Genomic DNA, 16,339 nt, shown 5'->3' on the forward strand with positions numbered 1-16,339 from the left:
GCATAGCTTTCTCTTGACTCCAAGCTCTAGTTGTATACACCTGTCTATACAACTGGGGAATATAGGAAATGCTTAACGTTCATAAAAACCAAATTGTGCAGATTATTTATTGCAAATCAGCTCATGTTGAAGGTAAGTTTCGAGAGAATGTCCAGATCACTATTGACGATCTAGGCGTCATATCCTCCATTGAGTGGCATAAAGATTTTCCAGAGGATGTTCAGATTTTTGGGCACGCTCTACCTGGTATGGCCAATGTGCATTCACATGCCTTTCAGCGAGCAATGGCAGGCCTCGCTGAGTATAGAGTACCCGGTAAGAATAGTTTCTGGAGTTGGCGAGAAGCCATGTATTCCCTTGCGGATTGTATGAGCCCAGACCTGCTTTATGCCATCGCACGGCAGCTTTATGTAGAGCTCTTAAAAGCAGGCTACACATCTATAGGTGAATTCCACTATGTGCATAATAGCCATGAAGGCGAAGCCGCTCAGATGGCTCAGTCTGTCATAGGTGCAGCACAGTCGGTCGGGCTACCAATGACGTTTTTGCCTGTTTTGTACCAGACGTCAGATTTTGGCGCCATGGGTGCTGAAATGCAGCAACAGCCATTTTTGCACCGAATTCCGGCTTTCTTTAGATTGCTGGATGAGATCAGACCGTCTTTGGGCAAGGATGATAATTTAGGGATTGCCATTCATAGCCTCCGGGCCGTTCCCGAGGCGCCGCTAAAAGAAGCGATTGCCCGGTTTTCTTCTGGACCCATTCATATTCATATCGCGGAACAAAGAAAAGAAGTCGAGGACTGTATAGCATTTACCACAAAACGTCCTGTTGAATGGTTACTGGATACATTTTCTATAGATGAGAGATGGACACTTATTCACGCTACGCATCTCACAAAAATTGAATGTGAGCGGCTTGCATTTACTGGAGCTGTTGCGGGGTTGTGTCCTGCAACAGAAGCAAATCTAGGGGATGGTTTCTTTCCGTCTAAGGAATATATGGATTACGGGGGAGCTTGGGCAATTGGATCTGATAGCCATATAAGTACGGATCTAAGAGAAGAATTGAAACAACTTGAATATAATGAGCGTCTCTTAAAACAAGAGCGCTGTGTTCTAGCCAAAGAAGATGGTCATGTAGGTGAATTCCTCTATCATAATGCAGCCCTTGGAGGGGCTCAATCCTTGGATCAGCCTATTGGAGAATTAAAAGTTGGCAAACGGGCTGATCTGGTGATTTTAGATCTGACGGCCCCGCAGCTAATCAATGCTTCCTATGGTCAAATTTTAGACAGTTTTATCTTCACAGGACAGGCATGCCCAATTGACAGAGTTATGGTTGCGGGACAGTGGCGCATCGTTGACGGCCAGCACCCCATAGAAGAAGAAGTATTAAACGAGTATAGAGAGGCGATTAAAGCCTTAAACGAGAGAGATGTATGACCCAGCCAGTGGCAAGATATTTACGCGTAAAAAATCATATTATAGATCTGATCGCCAAAGGTGATCTAACTGTTGGCGATCAAGTGCCCTCAGAAAATCAATTGGTCAAAGATATGGGCATCTCGCGCATGACAGTGAATCGCGCTTTCAAAGAACTCGAAGCAGAAAGTCAGATTGTACGGCGTGCAGGGCTCGGATCATTTGTCGCTGAGAAAAGGGTTCACGGTGAAGCATTAAAAGTTGTGGGAATTCGCAATGAAATTGAAAGCCGGGGAGAGATTTGGTCTACGAAAATCATAGAATGCGGTTTTGCTAAGCTCGCGGTAGCAATGGCTGGCGAAATGGAGCTGAATGCTGGAAGCCGCGTGTTTAGGTTGCGAGCCGTGCATTTTGGGAACGGGATCCCCATTGAGTTAGAAGATCGCCTTATAAACCCTAAAGTCGTTCCTGAAGTGGATGGTGCAGATTTCACAAAGACCTCATCAGCAGAATTTTTGCTTGATATTGCGCCGCTGTTAAAGGCAGAGCACCAAATTCGAGCGCTCGAGGCCGGGAAAGAGGAGGCCATCTACCTTGATGTAGATCGCGGAGACGCCTGTTTGCAGATTAAGAGAAGAACTTGGACAGGTAAACAAGTAGCCAGTGTTGCACGCCTAACCTATCCAGGCAGTCGATATGAGCTGACGGCCAGATTTGATAACGCATAAGTGACTATAAAAGTGACATAAATTTAGGGAGTATATCATGAGAAATAGAGCAGAAATTATCGCGCCCACAGGGACGGAAATATCATGTAAAAGCTGGGCTTTAGAGGCCCCAATGCGCATGATGATGAATAATTTGCATCCAGATGTCGCTGAAAACCCTGAAGATTTGGTTGTTTACGGGGGTATTGGTCGTGCAGCAAGAAACTGGGAATGTTTTGATCAAATCGTTAGTACGCTTCAGTCTATGGAAGAAAATGAAACATTACTGGTTCAGTCTGGTAAACCTGTGGGTGTTTTTAGAACCCATTCAGATGCGCCCCGCGTGCTCATTGCCAATTCCAATTTAGTACCTGCCTGGGCTAACTGGGACCATTTTAATGAGCTCGATAAAAAAGGCTTGATGATGTACGGGCAAATGACCGCTGGCAGTTGGATTTACATTGGCTCACAAGGTATAGTTCAAGGAACGTATGAAACCTTTGTTGAAATGGCGCGTCAGCATTTTGAAGGCTCAGCAAAAGGGAAATGGATATTAACTGCAGGCCTGGGCGGCATGGGCGGGGCACAGCCTTTGGCCGCAACGATGGCAGGATTCAGCTGCCTTGCTATCGAGTGCCAAGAGAAGTCCATCGATTTCAGGCTAAGAACAGGCTATCTGGATGCACGGGCCGATACTGTCGAAGAGGCAATCAGTATGATTGAAGCGTCACACAATGAGGGGAAACCTCTTTCAGTTGGTGTGCTTGGAAATGCGGCAGAATTATTACCTCAGATGGTTACTAAAGGCTTGCGGCCTGATGCGCTGACAGACCAGACATCTGCTCATGATCCTGTGAATGGGTATTTACCCCTAGGCTGGACTGTAGAAGAGTGGATATCTAAACGCGAAACAGCAAAAGAAGAAGTATCAGCTGCAGCAAAAAAATCGATGGCGTGTCATGTGCAGGCCATGCTGGATTTTCATCATATGGGTGTGCCTACAGTTGATTACGGCAATAATATTCGTCAAGTTGCATTTGATGAAGGGGTTGAAAATGCTTTTGACTTTCCTGGTTTTGTTCCAGCCTATGTCAGGCCTTTATTCTGCCAAGGTATTGGGCCGTTCCGTTGGTGTGCCCTCTCTGGTGATCCAGAAGATATCTATAAGACAGATCAAAAGGTTAAGGAACTTATTCCAGATAATCCTCATCTCCATAATTGGCTTGATATGGCTCGGGATCGAATTCAATTCCAAGGCCTACCGGCTCGAATTTGCTGGGTTGGGTTAGGAGACCGCCATCGTTTGGGCTTGGCTTTTAATGAAATGGTCAAAAACGGGGAATTGAAAGCGCCTGTTGTGATCGGCCGCGATCACCTGGATAGTGGTTCAGTTGCCAGTCCTAACAGAGAAACTGAATCCATGAAAGATGGGTCAGATGCTGTGTCAGACTGGCCTTTGTTAAATGCTTTGCTCAATACAGCCTCAGGAGCCACTTGGGTTAGTCTGCATCACGGCGGCGGCGTTGGCATGGGATATAGCCAGCATAGCGGTGTTGTTGTCATGGCTGATGGCACAGAGGAAGCTGCAGCTCGTTTAGAGCGCGTCCTATGGAATGATCCAGGAACAGGTGTGATGCGTCACGCGGATGCAGGCTATGACATCGCTAAAGACTGTGCTCATGAAAAGGGCCTCACTTTGCCAATGCTAAATAAAGAATAGGGCACATAAAAAATGAATATATTAAAAATAGAAGCTGGTCATTTTACCCTAGCGCAGCTGCGGGCTCTTTATAAAGAGCCGGTGAAGCTCGTCCTTGCAGGAGACTGGAAAACTAAAGTTGAGATTGCCAGAAAAACAGTGACAGATTTGGTGGACCGCGGTGATACAGCTTATGGTGTGAATACTGGTTTTGGTCTGTTAGCAAACCAAAGAATATCAGCAGAGGATGTTGAAAAGCTTCAAGAAAACCTTGTTCTTTCTCATGCAACGGGGACAGGTGAGGCCCTGCCGGATAATGTGGTTCGTTTAATTATGGCTTTAAAAGCATCTTCAATGGCTCAAGGACATAGCGGTGTGCAGGTCTCGACCATTGAAGCCATTTTGACCCTGATTGAAAAAGAGATCTATCCCATTATCCCTGAAAAAGGCTCTGTAGGGGCCTCGGGTGATTTAGCGCCTCTTGCACATATGTCATCAGTTCTGCTCGGGTACGGGCATGTTCGGTACAAGGGCGAGATTATCGATGCCAATGAAGGATTGAAGATTGCAGGCCTTTCCACTCTTCAATTGGGGGCCAAAGAAGGTTTGGCTCTGTTGAATGGCACACAAGTTTCAACGGCGTTAGCCCTGCGTGGTTTACTGATGATAGAAGATGTATTCGCTGCGGCAACAGTGGCAGGGGCCATGAGTGTAGATGCCATGAAGGGCAGCGATGTCCCTTTTGATGCCCGGATCCATGCAGTGCGTCGTCAGCAAGGTCAAATTGATTTTGCAGCGTCTATGCGGTCTTTGCTTGTTGGAAGTGATATTCGTAAAAGCCACGAAACCTGTGAAAAAGTTCAAGACCCATATAGTCTAAGATGTCAGCCGCAAGTCATGGGCGCTGCCTTAGGTGTTCTTCGCCAAAATGCAGAAATTTTACTCACTGAGGCGAACGCTGTAACAGATAATCCCCTCATATTTCCAGAGGAAGGGGATATTCTCTCTGGCGGTAATTTCCATGCTGAACCTGTTGCTTTTGCTGCAGATTGTTTAGCCTTGGCTGTGTGTGAAATAGCGAGCATTTCAGAGCGCCGGATGAGTTTGCTAGTAGATCCAAAAATGTCAGGATTGCCTGCTTTCCTGGTTCAGGATGGGGGGCTAAATAGCGGTTTTATGATTGCGCAAGTAACCACGGCCGCTCTTGTCAGTGAGAACAAGACCTTTGCTCACCCTGCAAGTGTTGACAGCATCCCGACATCCGCTGGGCAAGAGGATCATGTCTCTATGGCGACTTTTGCAGCAAGACGCTTGAAAGATATGGCCGAAAATGCTGCCGCTGTTATTGGTATAGAGTTGCTAGCAGCTGCGCAGGGGATTGATTTTCACCGGCCCTTGACTTCCTCTAAGCCGATAGAGAAATCTTATGAAATGATCAGACAGAGGGCAGACTTTTATACAGAGGACCGATATTTTTCTCCTGACATAGAAGCCTTGAGAAACTTAGTTCTTTCAAGTAGTTATCTTGACTTTGTTGAGGGTTTAGTGCCATCTTCAACCTAGAGAACCCATGCTGCGGAGAGGAGGAATAGGATGTTTGATTTATTTGGACTTAAGGAAGGCAATAGTCGGCTGATCGTTTCGATGCCGCATTCTGGAATTCAATTGGGTCCAATTCAAGGGAAATTGACGCTTGATGCCATGAGATTGCCAGATACGGATTGGCATTTGCCTCAGCTGTATAATTTTCTTCACGCGCTTGACGTGACTCTCATTTCCGCAAATTACAGTCGTTACGTTGTTGATCTCAATCGAGACCCCTCAGGGGAAAGCCTTTATCCAGGGCAAAGTGTAACAGAGCTTTGCCCAACAACGCTGTTTGACGATCAACCGCTTTATTTAGATGGCGAATTGCCAGACGGCAGTGAAATTTCCGATAGGCAAACACGCTATTATGATCCGTATCACGCAGAAATTCAAAAACAAATTGATCGGTTGAGAACGCTTCACAGTGATGTCATTCTATTTGATGCCCATAGTATAAAATCGGAAGTACCACGATTTTTTGAAGGCAAACTTCCTGATTTTAACATTGGGACCAACAGTGGGAAAAGTTGCTATACAGATTTTGAAACACTGGCCTATAATACTCTTAGTCGAAGTGCCCGGCACAGCACTGTGCTCAATGGTCGCTTTAAAGGCGGCTTTATTACCCGTAAGTATGGTAATCCTGTAGAAGGTGTTCATTCAATACAACTAGAGATGTCACAAGCGCTCTATATGAATGAAGAAACCCTGTCCTATGACACTCAAAAAGCTTCAGTGGTTCAACCCTTGCTTCGGTCAATGATCACTCAGTTGATGCGCTAGATTTATCTCTCTAGATCCAGCGTCTCACCCGCTTTTTGTAGGCTTTATATGTATCGCCAAAAAGCTCTTCTAAAAATTCTTCTTCATTCTCAATGAAGTTTTTCTCAATATGAGCCACGAAATATAGAGGAGCGAGCGTACTGAGTAAACTGCCCGACATCCAACTGCCACCTAGAAGCATGAAAAGCATTCCGAGATACATAGGGTTGCGGCTAAGGTTGAATATGCCGCTATCAACAATTTGAGAAGCCGTTGTCCCTGGAACTAAGGGCGTTTGCGCACGTCTAAATTGTAGTGCTGCAGTTACCATCGTGATGATACCAAGGAGAACCAGGGCATTGCCGTATTCAGGGTATATGGGGGTTGTTATGGTGAATTTCTTCACCGCAATAATGAAAAGAGCACAGAGTAGAAGGATAACAGGGGGCACTAATTTGCCTTTGAATCTGGAATTGATCTTACTCATGCTCTTTCCTTTGCTTTATGTCAGAAACTCAGTGGGTTTTTCACAGGAACAGTCTTAATCCTGTGGCTCATGTGTGACGGAGAATACATCTCCAATCTCAACATTAAAAGCCATAGCTACTTTAAAGGCAAGCTCGAGAGACGGGGAGTAGCGACCAGCTTCAAGGGCTAAGATTGTTTGACGGGTCACGCCAGTTTGTTTTGCCAAGGAAGCTTGGGTCATCTCATTTGAATGAAAGCGTAGCTCTCTGACTTTATTTTTTATTTTGAGTTTCGTCATTTAAAACTCCTTGCGGTAATAGATAAGAGATGCCACGTCTTTTGCTAAAGTTGAAAGTGTAATAACAACTAATAATACATTACCAATGACAAGAGGCGAGAACCGGACCCCTTTGTAGACAGCTTCACCATCAACGAGGGCCGTAAATGCGTCCAGATAAGCAGCACCTATTAGATAGATCATTAAGCCACCCAGAACATAGTATCCGACTTTCATGCCTTTTAGGGCAATAAGTTCATCCCGCTCATCCATATCTTCTAATTCATGAGCTTTTGAAAAAATGAGGCCAAGCGTGCTGGCGATAACGATGCTGACAAGAGCAACGCCTGCAACAAAACTAAATAATTCCGTCTTATATGCCTCAACAGTGGCAGGTGTGGTCGCTAAAAAGTAGGCGAACCATGTGAGGGCAATTACATCGATGATGATATTGACCCATAAATTCTTCTCTCGGGGGGATAGAGTATTCATTTTTTTATTCCTTGTATGTCGTGTCTCGGGTGTATTCTATTTCAAACGTTATGTATGAAATATATTACACAATATGTCCGATTCGCAACATGATGTCAAATATACATTACATAAAGTAAAAAATAAATAACGACGGACTAGGATTTTTCTTTCATGAAAGATGCGATCTCTTCCCCGTACTTAGGGTCAATCATATGAAAAGAATTCATATAGGCCTTCATAACAGTCATCTGTTCTTTATCTTCCATGGCCTTCAAAATATGGTTGCCTTTTTTAATCACGACCAGCTTTGCTTGCGGGTTAGAGCGCAACAGGAGCTCGGCTTCACTCAAGGGTGTTTTTGTATCATTTTCACCGTGGATGATCAGCGTTGGAATGGATATTTTCTTGATTAAGTCGCTTGCTGTATTGGCAAAACTGCTTATGAGGTAAGGCTGGAGATGTTCCCCGAAAAACCGTCTTAGAGGCGGGATCATTTTTTCATTTGGGATAGGCCTTGCAGCTTTTAATTTGCGCACCGTATGGCTGATTTGGGGCATTATCCTCATGTTATCCTTAATAGTCTTTAGTCTTGTGATCATAATGCTAGAAAGATTACGGCCTGCTGTAGAGATTAAAATAAGGCCACATGTTTGGGTATTATTTTGAGCTGCGATGAGCGAGATAAGACCGCCTTCGCCGTGACCGATAAGCCAAACACACTCATCAGAGCTATAGGGTAGGGCTGTTTCAATCCACGTATGCAGGTCAGCTTCATAATCATCAATGGTTACTGGGGGCGTTGTTGTCTCTTGCGTGCGGGGAGGGGCTTTTAGGTCTCTTTTTTCAATTCTGAGCGTATTAATCCCGAGTATTGAAAGTTGATCTGCAAGTTGTTTATAGATCTTTCCGCGGACTTCTCTGCCTTCATCTCCATTTCGATCCGTTTTTCCTGACCGGGGAACGATGATCGCGGTGGGGCGTTTGGTGGCTTCAGAATAGACTAATGTGCCGGAGAGTTTATGATTTGATGATGATATTTCTTTTTCAGTTTCCGCTGCTGCTTTGAATGTCAGACTTGAAACAGCGATCAAAATAATAAAATTAGCTCGAACCATAAGACCCATGGGTTCCTCCCTCTTGTGGGCGAAAACTAACACGGAAATAGGGTTTAGTATAGGCTATTTGGCGAAAATTTGGTTCCGATCCCTAAAACTCTTAAATTCAAGGGCATTACCGGCAGGGTCTTTGAAAAACATTGTCGCTTGTTCACCGGGTTGTCCTTGAAAACGGATTTTTGGCTCAATAATGAACTTTATCTGTGCCGTCTCTAACCGTTGAGCGAGAGCCTGCCACTCATCCCACATGAGAATGGCACCGTAATGGAAGCTGGGCACTGAATCGCCGTCTACACCATTTATGTCGGGCTCTATCAGGGGGCTTCCAAGATGTACAACAAATTGATGTCCATAGAAGTTGTAATCAATCCACGTCTCGCTTGATCGACCTTCTTCCAGGCCTAAGAGATCACCGTAAAAGCCGCGTGCCTCTTCGAGAGAATCAACGGGGACAGCAAGATGAAATAAACTAGGAGGTGGCATCATATTTCCTCATTAAGCAAAGATGTTTATCCACTATACTATACTGAGGAAAGGAATGGTTTCCAACGGTTTTCGAAAAAAGTGAGAAAAATGTAAAAGAGCTGTTGACTTGGCCAGCGTGTTTCACTATCAACGGCGGCGGAGACGTGGCTGAGTGGTCGAAAGCGCTCCCCTGCTAAGGGAGTAACGGGGCAACCTGTTCGAGGGTTCGAATCCCTTCGTCTCCGCCATTATTCAAAGGGTTACGGTTGATTTTATATCCCGTAGCCCTTTTCTTGTTTTGGCTCAGATAAAACCAATTTTCCTAAGATTCATAGAGTTTCTTTAGACAATAAAAAGCCCTGCATAAATTGAAAAATGAAAGCTAATGCTGTCGGTTTAATGATAATTTGGGCGACAGTCATTAGCTTTCGAATGTGGATCATCTTCTAACAAGAGCTCTGTAAAAGTTTACTGAAACCCTATGCCAGACTTTGGTTTTGGTGGCAATGCGGGTTTTGAGCGTATGTGTGCTAACCATTTTTGCAGGTTATTTTCAAGTTCTATACGTTTGTTGGATGAAAGTGTGTTTCCAATTTTTTCTGCTATATCCATATATTTTTGTTTACTGTCAGCTTTAGAAAATTGTTCTAAAAGTTTCGCCCATTGGTAGACCTCGCCAACCGAGATGACAGTATTTTTCTTTTCTAAATGCAGATCAATTATGCGTACCATTGCATTGGAATTGGCCTCGTAATAAGCACCAAGTGAATATAAGCGCAGTGCAAGACTTAGATCTGCCGGCTTAGCCTTCTCCTTCAGTCTTTTAGAATAGAATGGGTCATACTGATATCCTTCTTCGGCATAATATATTCTGTAGCTATATCCTAGTTGTTTTGCTTTCTGAAGATAGGCAATGCCTTTCTCAATATTCTTTCTTATATGTGTTCCGTGTACATAATATACCCCAAGTTTCTTAAAGCCACTTGCGGAACCAAGTTCGACACTTTTATGAAGCCAGTAAAGGCCTTCTTGAATATCCTGTGGTATGTCATATGTTTTACGCTCGGCACCGTCGTCGCTTTCTAACATTTCTACCGCTAGGTAGTAAAATAAGTCAGGTGATTCACCCGCATCACTGGCCCGCGTATACCACATCTTTGCTTTGGTTTTATTTCGGGGAATATGCACACCTCTCAGATACAACTGACCTAGATTGGTCATTGCACTGGCAAACCCTTTATCTGCCAGTTCTTCAAGCCAGCCAATGGCTTTTGGGGTGCTTTTTAGAGTTGTTTTGTCACTTAGATAAAATGAGGCCAGTGCTAATCCAGCTTCTTCTTGATATTTATGGCCATCTGTACTGCCAAATGCTGTGCCTAAAATAATCGCTTTTCTAAGTTGGTCTTCATTGGTTTTGTGGGCAGATAGTGTGAGCTTAGTAAAGTTCCATTCATACTCATCGCCTAAGCCACGATCAGCTAAAACACCATTCCAATAACCAGCCATAGAAGCTTGGCTAAAGTTTTGGAAACTCAGCATGTCTTTCTCGTAAAACTTTGCTAGATGTTTCTGAGCTTCTAAATGGCCAAGCTGGGCAGCAACTTCATACCATTCAAATCCATAATAGTTTCCATCATGACGTGTTACTCGGTCAATGTCACGGGATGTTAATTTCTTAACAGGTCTTCCTCCCACTTTGTCTTCTTTTGGATCGTTCTTATATTGAATACTACTATCTTTCATACGTGCCCAATAGTAATAAATTTCCGCTTCATCTTTACGGTTTAGGTTATTATAAATGACTTGCTCTTCTTGACGATCGAAACCAAAAAGGTCGCCATTAATTCTCTTTTTTACCATATACTTACCGCTTTTATAGTCATACCCATCGTGTCTAACGCGTTCGAATACACTATTATGATAGCTGGCAGCCAGCACCCATCGCAAAGTTTCCTTATAGTCTTGTTTGACTAACTTCCCTTCGAAATAGGCACGAGCTAATTTATAGGAACCGTAACGATTGCCGTGCTGTGCGATTTGATGATAAATGTTTAGTGCTTTTTTTTCATCGACTGAAACGCCGCCCGTACCTTCCTCATAATGCTTTGCAATTTTGCTCCAGACGTTTAACTCATTTCCAATGAAAAGAGGCTCATTTAGGCTGGCCTTAAGCTGAGCAACAGATTCGTCAGTCGCATGAGTTGTGCTGGGCTGTAAAGATATCAAAAATAGCGCCGCGAGGAGGTGCAATGGTTTCATTATTAGGCCTTTCAAGTGTCAATTAATAGGGGCAATTTATTGATTATGAATGGTTTTTATTCTGAATCAAGTCTTTATGAGTTGCCCTAGATTTGTAGACACCTTGCCCATCATAAAATGGAATTAAGGAGGTTATGATTATGTCATCAGTTTTACGTCTCTAATGACTCTACCTGTTTCTCTACTGAACAAATCGGTTCATCGCAAAAAAGATACCATTCACAGCATACACCATGCATTTTGGCGCTGGCGTCATTAAAAGGTGGAAAATTATTTTCACCCTGTTCCGATCTGTAGGCAGGCCAGTTTGTTAAGGAATTGTCATGACATTTAATCCACTTCCCCTTTTGACCCTAGTCGTATTCAGCCTAACCGGCCCATTGGGTGCACAAGATATAAAGCCAGAGACAACCGGTGCCTATATGGGGCAGAGCAAACCGGGGAAAATACCCCGGCTTTTTGCGCCAAACCTTATCTCTGTAGAAGGTCGATATGAGTTTGGAATTACCTTTTCCAAGGATTTGAAGGAGATCTATTTTTCAGGCAATAAAGAAGGAGAGCTTTCTACAATTTTCTATACAAAGCAGGTCAACGGCGTATGGACGCCGGTTAAAAAGGCCAATTTTACAAAGGATAAAGTTGCTGGTGAACTGCATCCTTTCATTAGCCATGACGGCAAAAGAATATATTTTACGGGGCATGACGCAGAATACGGCAATAATGATATTTGGTATGTGGAGCGTCATCAAAAGTCTTGGGGAGAAGCGAAAAAACTTGTCTCCCCGATCAATGAGGCTGAAGTTTTCGATTCTAACGAGGCGCAAAATGGCGATCTTTTTTACACAGACATCTACAAAGCCAAGATCTACCATGCCCCCAAAATTGATGGAAAATTCCCTAAGAAGATTGAGCTTCCCATCGAAGCAGGCTTTCATGGATTTGCCTCGCTCGATCAAGATTTTATTATTGCTGATGATAGACATAAAGAGAATGCTAGCCGCAAAGATAGAGACCTCTATGTCTATTTTAAAACCAAAGATGGCAGCTGGTCACAGCCAATAAATATGGGACAAGAGGTAAATTCATCCTTTAATGAGACAGTGCCGTCTCTCTCTCCTGATGGTAAATATCTCTTTTTTAGCCGGTATAATGAGAAAAACGGCCTTTCAAACCTCTACTGGGTCAATGCCAGTGTTATTGAAGACCTGCGACCTCGTCAGTAAAGTCGAGATTTACAGTTTAGAAGGTGTTAAAACTGTGGGGCGAAGAATATAATACGGTGACGATTGTAATGCTTAGCCATTTCATGCGGTTTTCATCTTCAGTTCCACTTTGAGCGGAATGCTTAAAGCCAGGCCGAGTGTTTTTTGGGTTGTGAAGTGTTAATCACTTATTGTCAGCACGGTCTCCCTATGATTATATCGCCAGAACTGAATTGATCCGCTCATAAGGGAGCGATATGAGGAAGAGGGGAGACTGCCACCATGACTGATATCTATGCAGAGCGCCGGCGTCGTCTATTTGACACTTTAGATAGCGATAGTGTTGTCATCTTGGCGGGCCATCAAGAGCAAGTCCGAAGTAAAAATATCCTCTATCCTTTTCGTCAAAATAGCGATTTTTACTATTTAACAGGCTGTTCAGAGCCGGATGCCGCTGCACTCCTTCGCCCAGGGCACGCGGACAATTATACGCTTTTTGTGCGGCCTCGTGATAAAGCCCAGGAAATCAGTTTTGGAGATCGGTTGGGTATAGAGGGGGCAAGAGAACAACTGGCTGCGACAAGTGCTTATTCGATTGGGGATCTCTCAGAGAAAATACCTGAAATGTTAGAGGAGAGATGTCAGATATTTTTATCTGATGAGTTGGGTCGGTTCGATACTCAGGTGCGCCAGTGGCTGGATGCACAGCGCCGGTCTGCTAAATTTGATGACCAGCGGATCTATCGGTCTTTGCATTCTATTTTGCCCTTGGTTCATCAAATGCGCTGCGTCAAAGACGAGCATGAAATCGCCTTACTCCGCCAAGCTGTGAAAGCCACTGAAGCCGGTCATAAGGCGTTGATGGAGAAGGCAAGACCCGGTGCGATGGAAGTGACACTTAGCGGGGCCTTTATGGGTGAAATTGGCCATCACGGATGCGCTGAGGTCGGATATCCAAACATTGTGGCGAGCGGTAATAATGCATGTTGTTTACATTATACCGATTATGGTTCTGCCTTAAAGTCAGGGGATATGATCCTTGTGGATGCAGGTGCTGAGTATAAAAATTACACTGCAGATGTAACACGGAGTTATCCTGTGACAGGTCAATTCTCTGCTTTGCAAAAAGACGTTTATACTATTGTGCTCGCCGGGCTGGACGCCTCCATTGCTCTCGTGAAGCCAGGCCTTCTATGGTCAGAGATTTATGAAACGAATATGAAAGTTCTGTCCCAAGGATTGATAGATCTGGGTCTTTTAAAAGGCAGCCTTGATGAGGTTTTGGAAAAAGATTTACACAAACCCTATACCATTCATAAAACAGGTCACTGGTTGGGACTAGATGTGCATGATGTGGGCCGATATAGAGAAGCGGATGGACGCTGGGTTACCCTGCAAGAAGGGATGGTTTTTACCATTGAGCCCGGTCTATATTTCCCTCAGTCTTGTGAGACTGTTCCAGAAGAATTTCGCGGCATGGGTATCCGGATAGAAGATGATATTTTAGTGACTAAAAACGGGCATGAAAACTTGACCGCCTCTATCCCGCGCACTGTCACTGATATTGAAGATTATATGAAAAGATAAACATCATCTGCCGGCTGTCTCTATCATTGGTATAGAGTGCGGGTTTGCGTTTAGATGAGTTGTCTGGCACGGGCAGTCTATCTAATAAAAAATCCCTGCTTAAAAGGGTCCTCTTCATCAATAAGAAACGTATGAATTCCTGTTATGAAAGCTCTGCCTGTTACACGGGGTATGACAGCGTGTTTACCATAATACTCTATTGATTTTATCGCTTCTACCGTCATGTGACTGCTGATGATGCTTTCGATCCTAACGGCTTGGTTAAGCGGCAGGCCCTGTTTGACGACCAACTGCGCGGCGCGGCCGCTCACACCTGTCCCTGTTGGCGATCGGTCCACTTCCCCATCAGCAAAGACACAGACATGACGCGAGTGGCTCTCTGAATAAGTGGTCTTTGAGGAAGTGAAAATCACCCCGTATAAAAAACCGAGATCTTCTTGCTCAGGATGCTTAATTGAGTAATTCTCAGCGATTGCCTTTTTAATTGCCTTGCCTGCTAATATTAAAGTCTGGCTGTTTTCAGAATTGCAGTCAATGTTAAGAGCATCAGCATCTACATAGGCATAATAGGCCCCTCCAAATAGAATATCATAGGTCACAGTACCTAGATCAGGGACTTCTATCTGTTGATCTACGCAGTCGACAAAAGAAGGGACGCAGTCAAAACTCACATGAGGTTTGTTGTTAATCCACTCTCCGTAAGCTGTAATTAAGCCGGCGGGAGAATCAATTTTTATAGAACGTTTTTCTTGTGTGCCCACTTTGATATCTCCGCATTCCATCAGAACCGTGACAGTCGCTAAGATTCCGTGGCCGCACATGCTGCTATACCCTTCGTTATGCATAAATAGGATACCAAAGTCGCTGTCGTGATTTTCTGGCTCTGTTATGATGGCGCCGTACATATCAGCGTGACCGCGGGGCTCAAACATCAAAATCTGGCGATACTCATCAAGATGAGACAAGAGATATCGGCGCTTTTCAAGGATAGTTTTTCCAAGAATAGGGGGGTATCCACTTTTAATAATGCGAAGAGGTTCCCCCTCAGTATGGGCATCGATTGTCATAATCGACCGATAGGATTGCTGGTTATTTAGCTCAAGTTTCATAAAGCATTCTCTTTCCCTCAGTGATGGAATAGCGCGTGATCTATTTATTCGTCTCACACCTATAAATTCACACAAACTATTTTCGCCTGTCCCTGAAAAATTCATAGAGTGTTTTTCAAAGCTCTTCAATAGGCACATTGTGTTTTTAGAAGGCTCTGATTGAGCGTGATTGCAATTCACCTCTTGTAAGACTCTGCTCGTCTCAATTCCTTTGCTATGAAAGTCAATGTTAACATTGTGCTTTGCATGAACAGGTCAGAGAATTTGGTTAAAATTTAACAATATAAATCCATAGAGTTACACCGAATATTCATTGGGTTAGACAGAGAGAATTATAATGAAAAATTTTCCCTATCTATTGCCCTGCAATCTGCGACCGCAACCATACCGTTAAGCGCTTCGACTGACGAAGATAAAGCCCCCGTGCTTACTGGAAAATATATGGGACAAGTCGTGCCAGGAACGACGCCAACAAAGTTTGCTCCGGGTGTTATATCTACAGATGATCGAGACTTTAGTGGCTTTTTCTCCCCTGACATGGCCGAATTTTATTTTACAAGACGGTATAATGAAACCCCAAAATGGTTTCTGATTGGATATACTCAGGAAAATGGTCAATGGAGAAAGACATCGGAGACGCCAAGAATTGGCCGTCCTGTGTTTTCTCCGGATGGAAAGACCATGCATTTAGGTCGACGCTATAAGACGCGGACTGATCAAGGCTGGTCTGACTTAAAAGACTTAGGCGCCCCCTATGATAAAATTCTGATCATGCGCCTCATGTCATCTTCAAAAGGAACATTTGTTTTAGATGAGGCTACCCGAGAAGGCGATGGCAAACTCCGTTACTCGCGTATGGTGAATGGTAAACGTCAGGATCCAGTACCCTTTGGGCCTGATATTAACGCTGGAAAATGGAATGCTCACCCTTTTATTGCTCCTGACGAATCTTATATGATTTGGGACGGTGAAAGAGAGAAGGGGCTTGGGGATAATGACCTTTTAATTAGTTTTCGTCTCAAGAATGGTGGCTGGGGTGAAGCCATTAACAAGGGGAAAGAAGTGAATACAGAGGCAGCAGATATGGGTGCGATCGTGACCCCAGATGGGAAATATCTATTCTTTAATCGTTATAGAAAGGATGGAAAAGGCGATATCTATTGGGTGGATTCGCAAGTGATAGAAGATCTAAGGCCCGAATAAA

General features: G+C 44.1%; 15 protein-coding genes and 1 tRNA gene. 9 read left to right on the forward strand and 7 right to left on the reverse strand.

Annotated elements, in window-relative coordinates; all coding sequences use genetic code 11:
- Positions 1–68: 68 nt before the first annotated feature.
- From QGN29_RS09470 to hutG, 5 genes are read left to right on the forward strand one after another with little or no spacing between them, the layout of a single operon-like run.
- Positions 69–1,445 carry a formimidoylglutamate deiminase gene (locus QGN29_RS09470; protein ID WP_310797611.1) on the forward strand — a complete coding sequence of 459 codons (1,377 nt, stop codon included), beginning with the start codon at positions 69–71 and terminating at the stop codon, positions 1,443–1,445.
- The gene (gene hutC / locus QGN29_RS09475; protein WP_310797612.1) at positions 1,442–2,152 is read left to right on the forward strand and encodes a histidine utilization transcriptional repressor HutC; all 711 of its coding nucleotides are present in this window, start codon (positions 1,442–1,444) and stop codon (positions 2,150–2,152) included. The genes QGN29_RS09470 and hutC overlap by 4 nt, the downstream gene beginning before the upstream one ends.
- Before the next feature lie 37 nt (positions 2,153–2,189).
- Positions 2,190–3,851: a urocanate hydratase gene (gene hutU / locus QGN29_RS09480; protein WP_310797613.1), complete on the forward strand. Its 1,662-nt coding sequence runs from the start codon at positions 2,190–2,192 to the stop codon at positions 3,849–3,851.
- Positions 3,852–3,863: 12 nt separating this feature from the next.
- Positions 3,864–5,393 (forward strand): histidine ammonia-lyase, encoded by a 1,530-nt coding sequence (hutH, locus tag QGN29_RS09485; RefSeq protein ID WP_310797614.1) that lies wholly within the window; start codon positions 3,864–3,866, stop codon positions 5,391–5,393.
- 30 nt (positions 5,394–5,423) lie between these two features.
- Complete coding sequence (gene hutG, locus QGN29_RS09490; protein ID WP_310797615.1) at positions 5,424–6,200, forward strand: N-formylglutamate deformylase; 777 nt, start codon at positions 5,424–5,426, stop codon at positions 6,198–6,200.
- A gap of 10 nt (positions 6,201–6,210) precedes the next feature.
- Here the strand turns inward: hutG and QGN29_RS09495 are convergent, their stop codons facing one another.
- The 5 genes from QGN29_RS09495 to QGN29_RS09515 all read right to left on the reverse strand — a co-directional run bounded on the left by QGN29_RS09495 (position 6,211) and on the right by QGN29_RS09515 (position 8,996).
- On the reverse strand, positions 6,211–6,666 hold the full coding sequence (locus tag QGN29_RS09495) for a methyltransferase family protein (protein WP_310797616.1): 456 nt from the start codon (positions 6,664–6,666) through the stop codon (positions 6,211–6,213).
- Positions 6,667–6,720: 54 nt separating this feature from the next.
- Entirely contained in the window at positions 6,721–6,945 is a 225-nt protein-coding gene (locus tag QGN29_RS09500; protein ID WP_310797617.1) for a helix-turn-helix transcriptional regulator, read from the reverse strand.
- A complete protein-coding gene (locus QGN29_RS09505) occupies positions 6,946–7,416 on the reverse strand; it encodes a hypothetical protein (RefSeq protein ID WP_310797618.1) in 471 nt (156 codons plus the stop codon).
- Positions 7,417–7,553: 137 nt separating this feature from the next.
- Positions 7,554–8,522, reverse strand: a complete 969-nt coding sequence (locus tag QGN29_RS09510) for an alpha/beta hydrolase (RefSeq protein ID WP_310797619.1) — start codon at positions 8,520–8,522, stop codon at positions 7,554–7,556.
- Between the two features lie 54 nt (positions 8,523–8,576).
- Positions 8,577–8,996, reverse strand: a complete 420-nt coding sequence (locus QGN29_RS09515; protein ID WP_375164701.1) for a VOC family protein — start codon at positions 8,994–8,996, stop codon at positions 8,577–8,579.
- 140 nt (positions 8,997–9,136) lie between these two features.
- Between QGN29_RS09515 and QGN29_RS09520 the strand changes: the two genes are divergently transcribed.
- Positions 9,137–9,226: transfer RNA gene (locus tag QGN29_RS09520), tRNA-Ser, on the forward strand.
- Between the two features lie 220 nt (positions 9,227–9,446).
- Here the strand turns inward: QGN29_RS09520 and QGN29_RS09525 are convergent.
- Positions 9,447–11,237, reverse strand: a complete 1,791-nt coding sequence (locus tag QGN29_RS09525) for a tetratricopeptide repeat protein (protein ID WP_310797621.1) — start codon at positions 11,235–11,237, stop codon at positions 9,447–9,449.
- Positions 11,238–11,560: 323 nt separating this feature from the next.
- On the opposite strand from QGN29_RS09525, the gene QGN29_RS09530 reads away from it, so the two are divergent.
- Together QGN29_RS09530 and QGN29_RS09535 are read left to right on the forward strand one after the other, a co-directional pair.
- On the forward strand, positions 11,561–12,460 hold the full coding sequence (locus QGN29_RS09530; RefSeq protein WP_310797622.1) for a TolB family protein: 900 nt from the start codon (positions 11,561–11,563) through the stop codon (positions 12,458–12,460).
- Between the two features lie 261 nt (positions 12,461–12,721).
- Positions 12,722–14,026: an aminopeptidase P N-terminal domain-containing protein gene (locus tag QGN29_RS09535; RefSeq protein ID WP_310797623.1), complete on the forward strand. Its 1,305-nt coding sequence runs from the start codon at positions 12,722–12,724 to the stop codon at positions 14,024–14,026.
- Between the two features lie 77 nt (positions 14,027–14,103).
- On the opposite strand, the gene QGN29_RS09540 is transcribed toward QGN29_RS09535, so the two are convergent.
- Positions 14,104–15,135, reverse strand: a complete 1,032-nt coding sequence (locus QGN29_RS09540) for a proline racemase family protein (protein ID WP_310797624.1) — start codon at positions 15,133–15,135, stop codon at positions 14,104–14,106.
- A gap of 441 nt (positions 15,136–15,576) precedes the next feature.
- Between QGN29_RS09540 and QGN29_RS09545 the strand changes: the two genes are divergently transcribed.
- Entirely contained in the window at positions 15,577–16,338 is a 762-nt protein-coding gene (locus tag QGN29_RS09545; protein WP_310797625.1) for a hypothetical protein, read from the forward strand.
- The last annotated feature ends 1 nt before the right edge of the window (position 16,339 follow it).

The organism is Temperatibacter marinus, assembly GCF_031598375.1.
GTDB classification, from domain to species: Bacteria; Pseudomonadota; Alphaproteobacteria; order Sphingomonadales; family Kordiimonadaceae; genus Temperatibacter; species Temperatibacter marinus.

Coding starts and splice junctions, on each gene's coding strand:
- QGN29_RS09515 (WP_375164701.1), bottom strand. CDS start 8,996: ATGCCACCTCCTAGTTTATTTCATCTTGCTGTCCCCGTTGATTCTCTC.
- QGN29_RS09535 (WP_310797623.1), top strand. CDS start 12,722: ATGACTGATATCTATGCAGAGCGCCGGCGTCGTCTATTTGACACTTTA.
- QGN29_RS09500 (WP_310797617.1), bottom strand. CDS start 6,945: ATGACGAAACTCAAAATAAAAAATAAAGTCAGAGAGCTACGCTTTCAT.
- QGN29_RS09505 (WP_310797618.1), bottom strand. CDS start 7,416: ATGAATACTCTATCCCCCCGAGAGAAGAATTTATGGGTCAATATCATC.
- QGN29_RS09540 (WP_310797624.1), bottom strand. CDS start 15,135: ATGAAACTTGAGCTAAATAACCAGCAATCCTATCGGTCGATTATGACA.
- QGN29_RS09530 (WP_310797622.1), top strand. CDS start 11,561: ATGACATTTAATCCACTTCCCCTTTTGACCCTAGTCGTATTCAGCCTA.
- QGN29_RS09510 (WP_310797619.1), bottom strand. CDS start 8,522: ATGGGTCTTATGGTTCGAGCTAATTTTATTATTTTGATCGCTGTTTCA.
- QGN29_RS09525 (WP_310797621.1), bottom strand. CDS start 11,237: ATGAAACCATTGCACCTCCTCGCGGCGCTATTTTTGATATCTTTACAG.
- hutC (WP_310797612.1), top strand. CDS start 1,442: ATGACCCAGCCAGTGGCAAGATATTTACGCGTAAAAAATCATATTATA.
- hutH (WP_310797614.1), top strand. CDS start 3,864: ATGAATATATTAAAAATAGAAGCTGGTCATTTTACCCTAGCGCAGCTG.
- hutU (WP_310797613.1), top strand. CDS start 2,190: ATGAGAAATAGAGCAGAAATTATCGCGCCCACAGGGACGGAAATATCA.
- QGN29_RS09545 (WP_310797625.1), top strand. CDS start 15,577: ATGGGACAAGTCGTGCCAGGAACGACGCCAACAAAGTTTGCTCCGGGT.
- hutG (WP_310797615.1), top strand. CDS start 5,424: ATGTTTGATTTATTTGGACTTAAGGAAGGCAATAGTCGGCTGATCGTT.
- QGN29_RS09470 (WP_310797611.1), top strand. CDS start 69: ATGCTTAACGTTCATAAAAACCAAATTGTGCAGATTATTTATTGCAAA.
- QGN29_RS09495 (WP_310797616.1), bottom strand. CDS start 6,666: ATGAGTAAGATCAATTCCAGATTCAAAGGCAAATTAGTGCCCCCTGTT.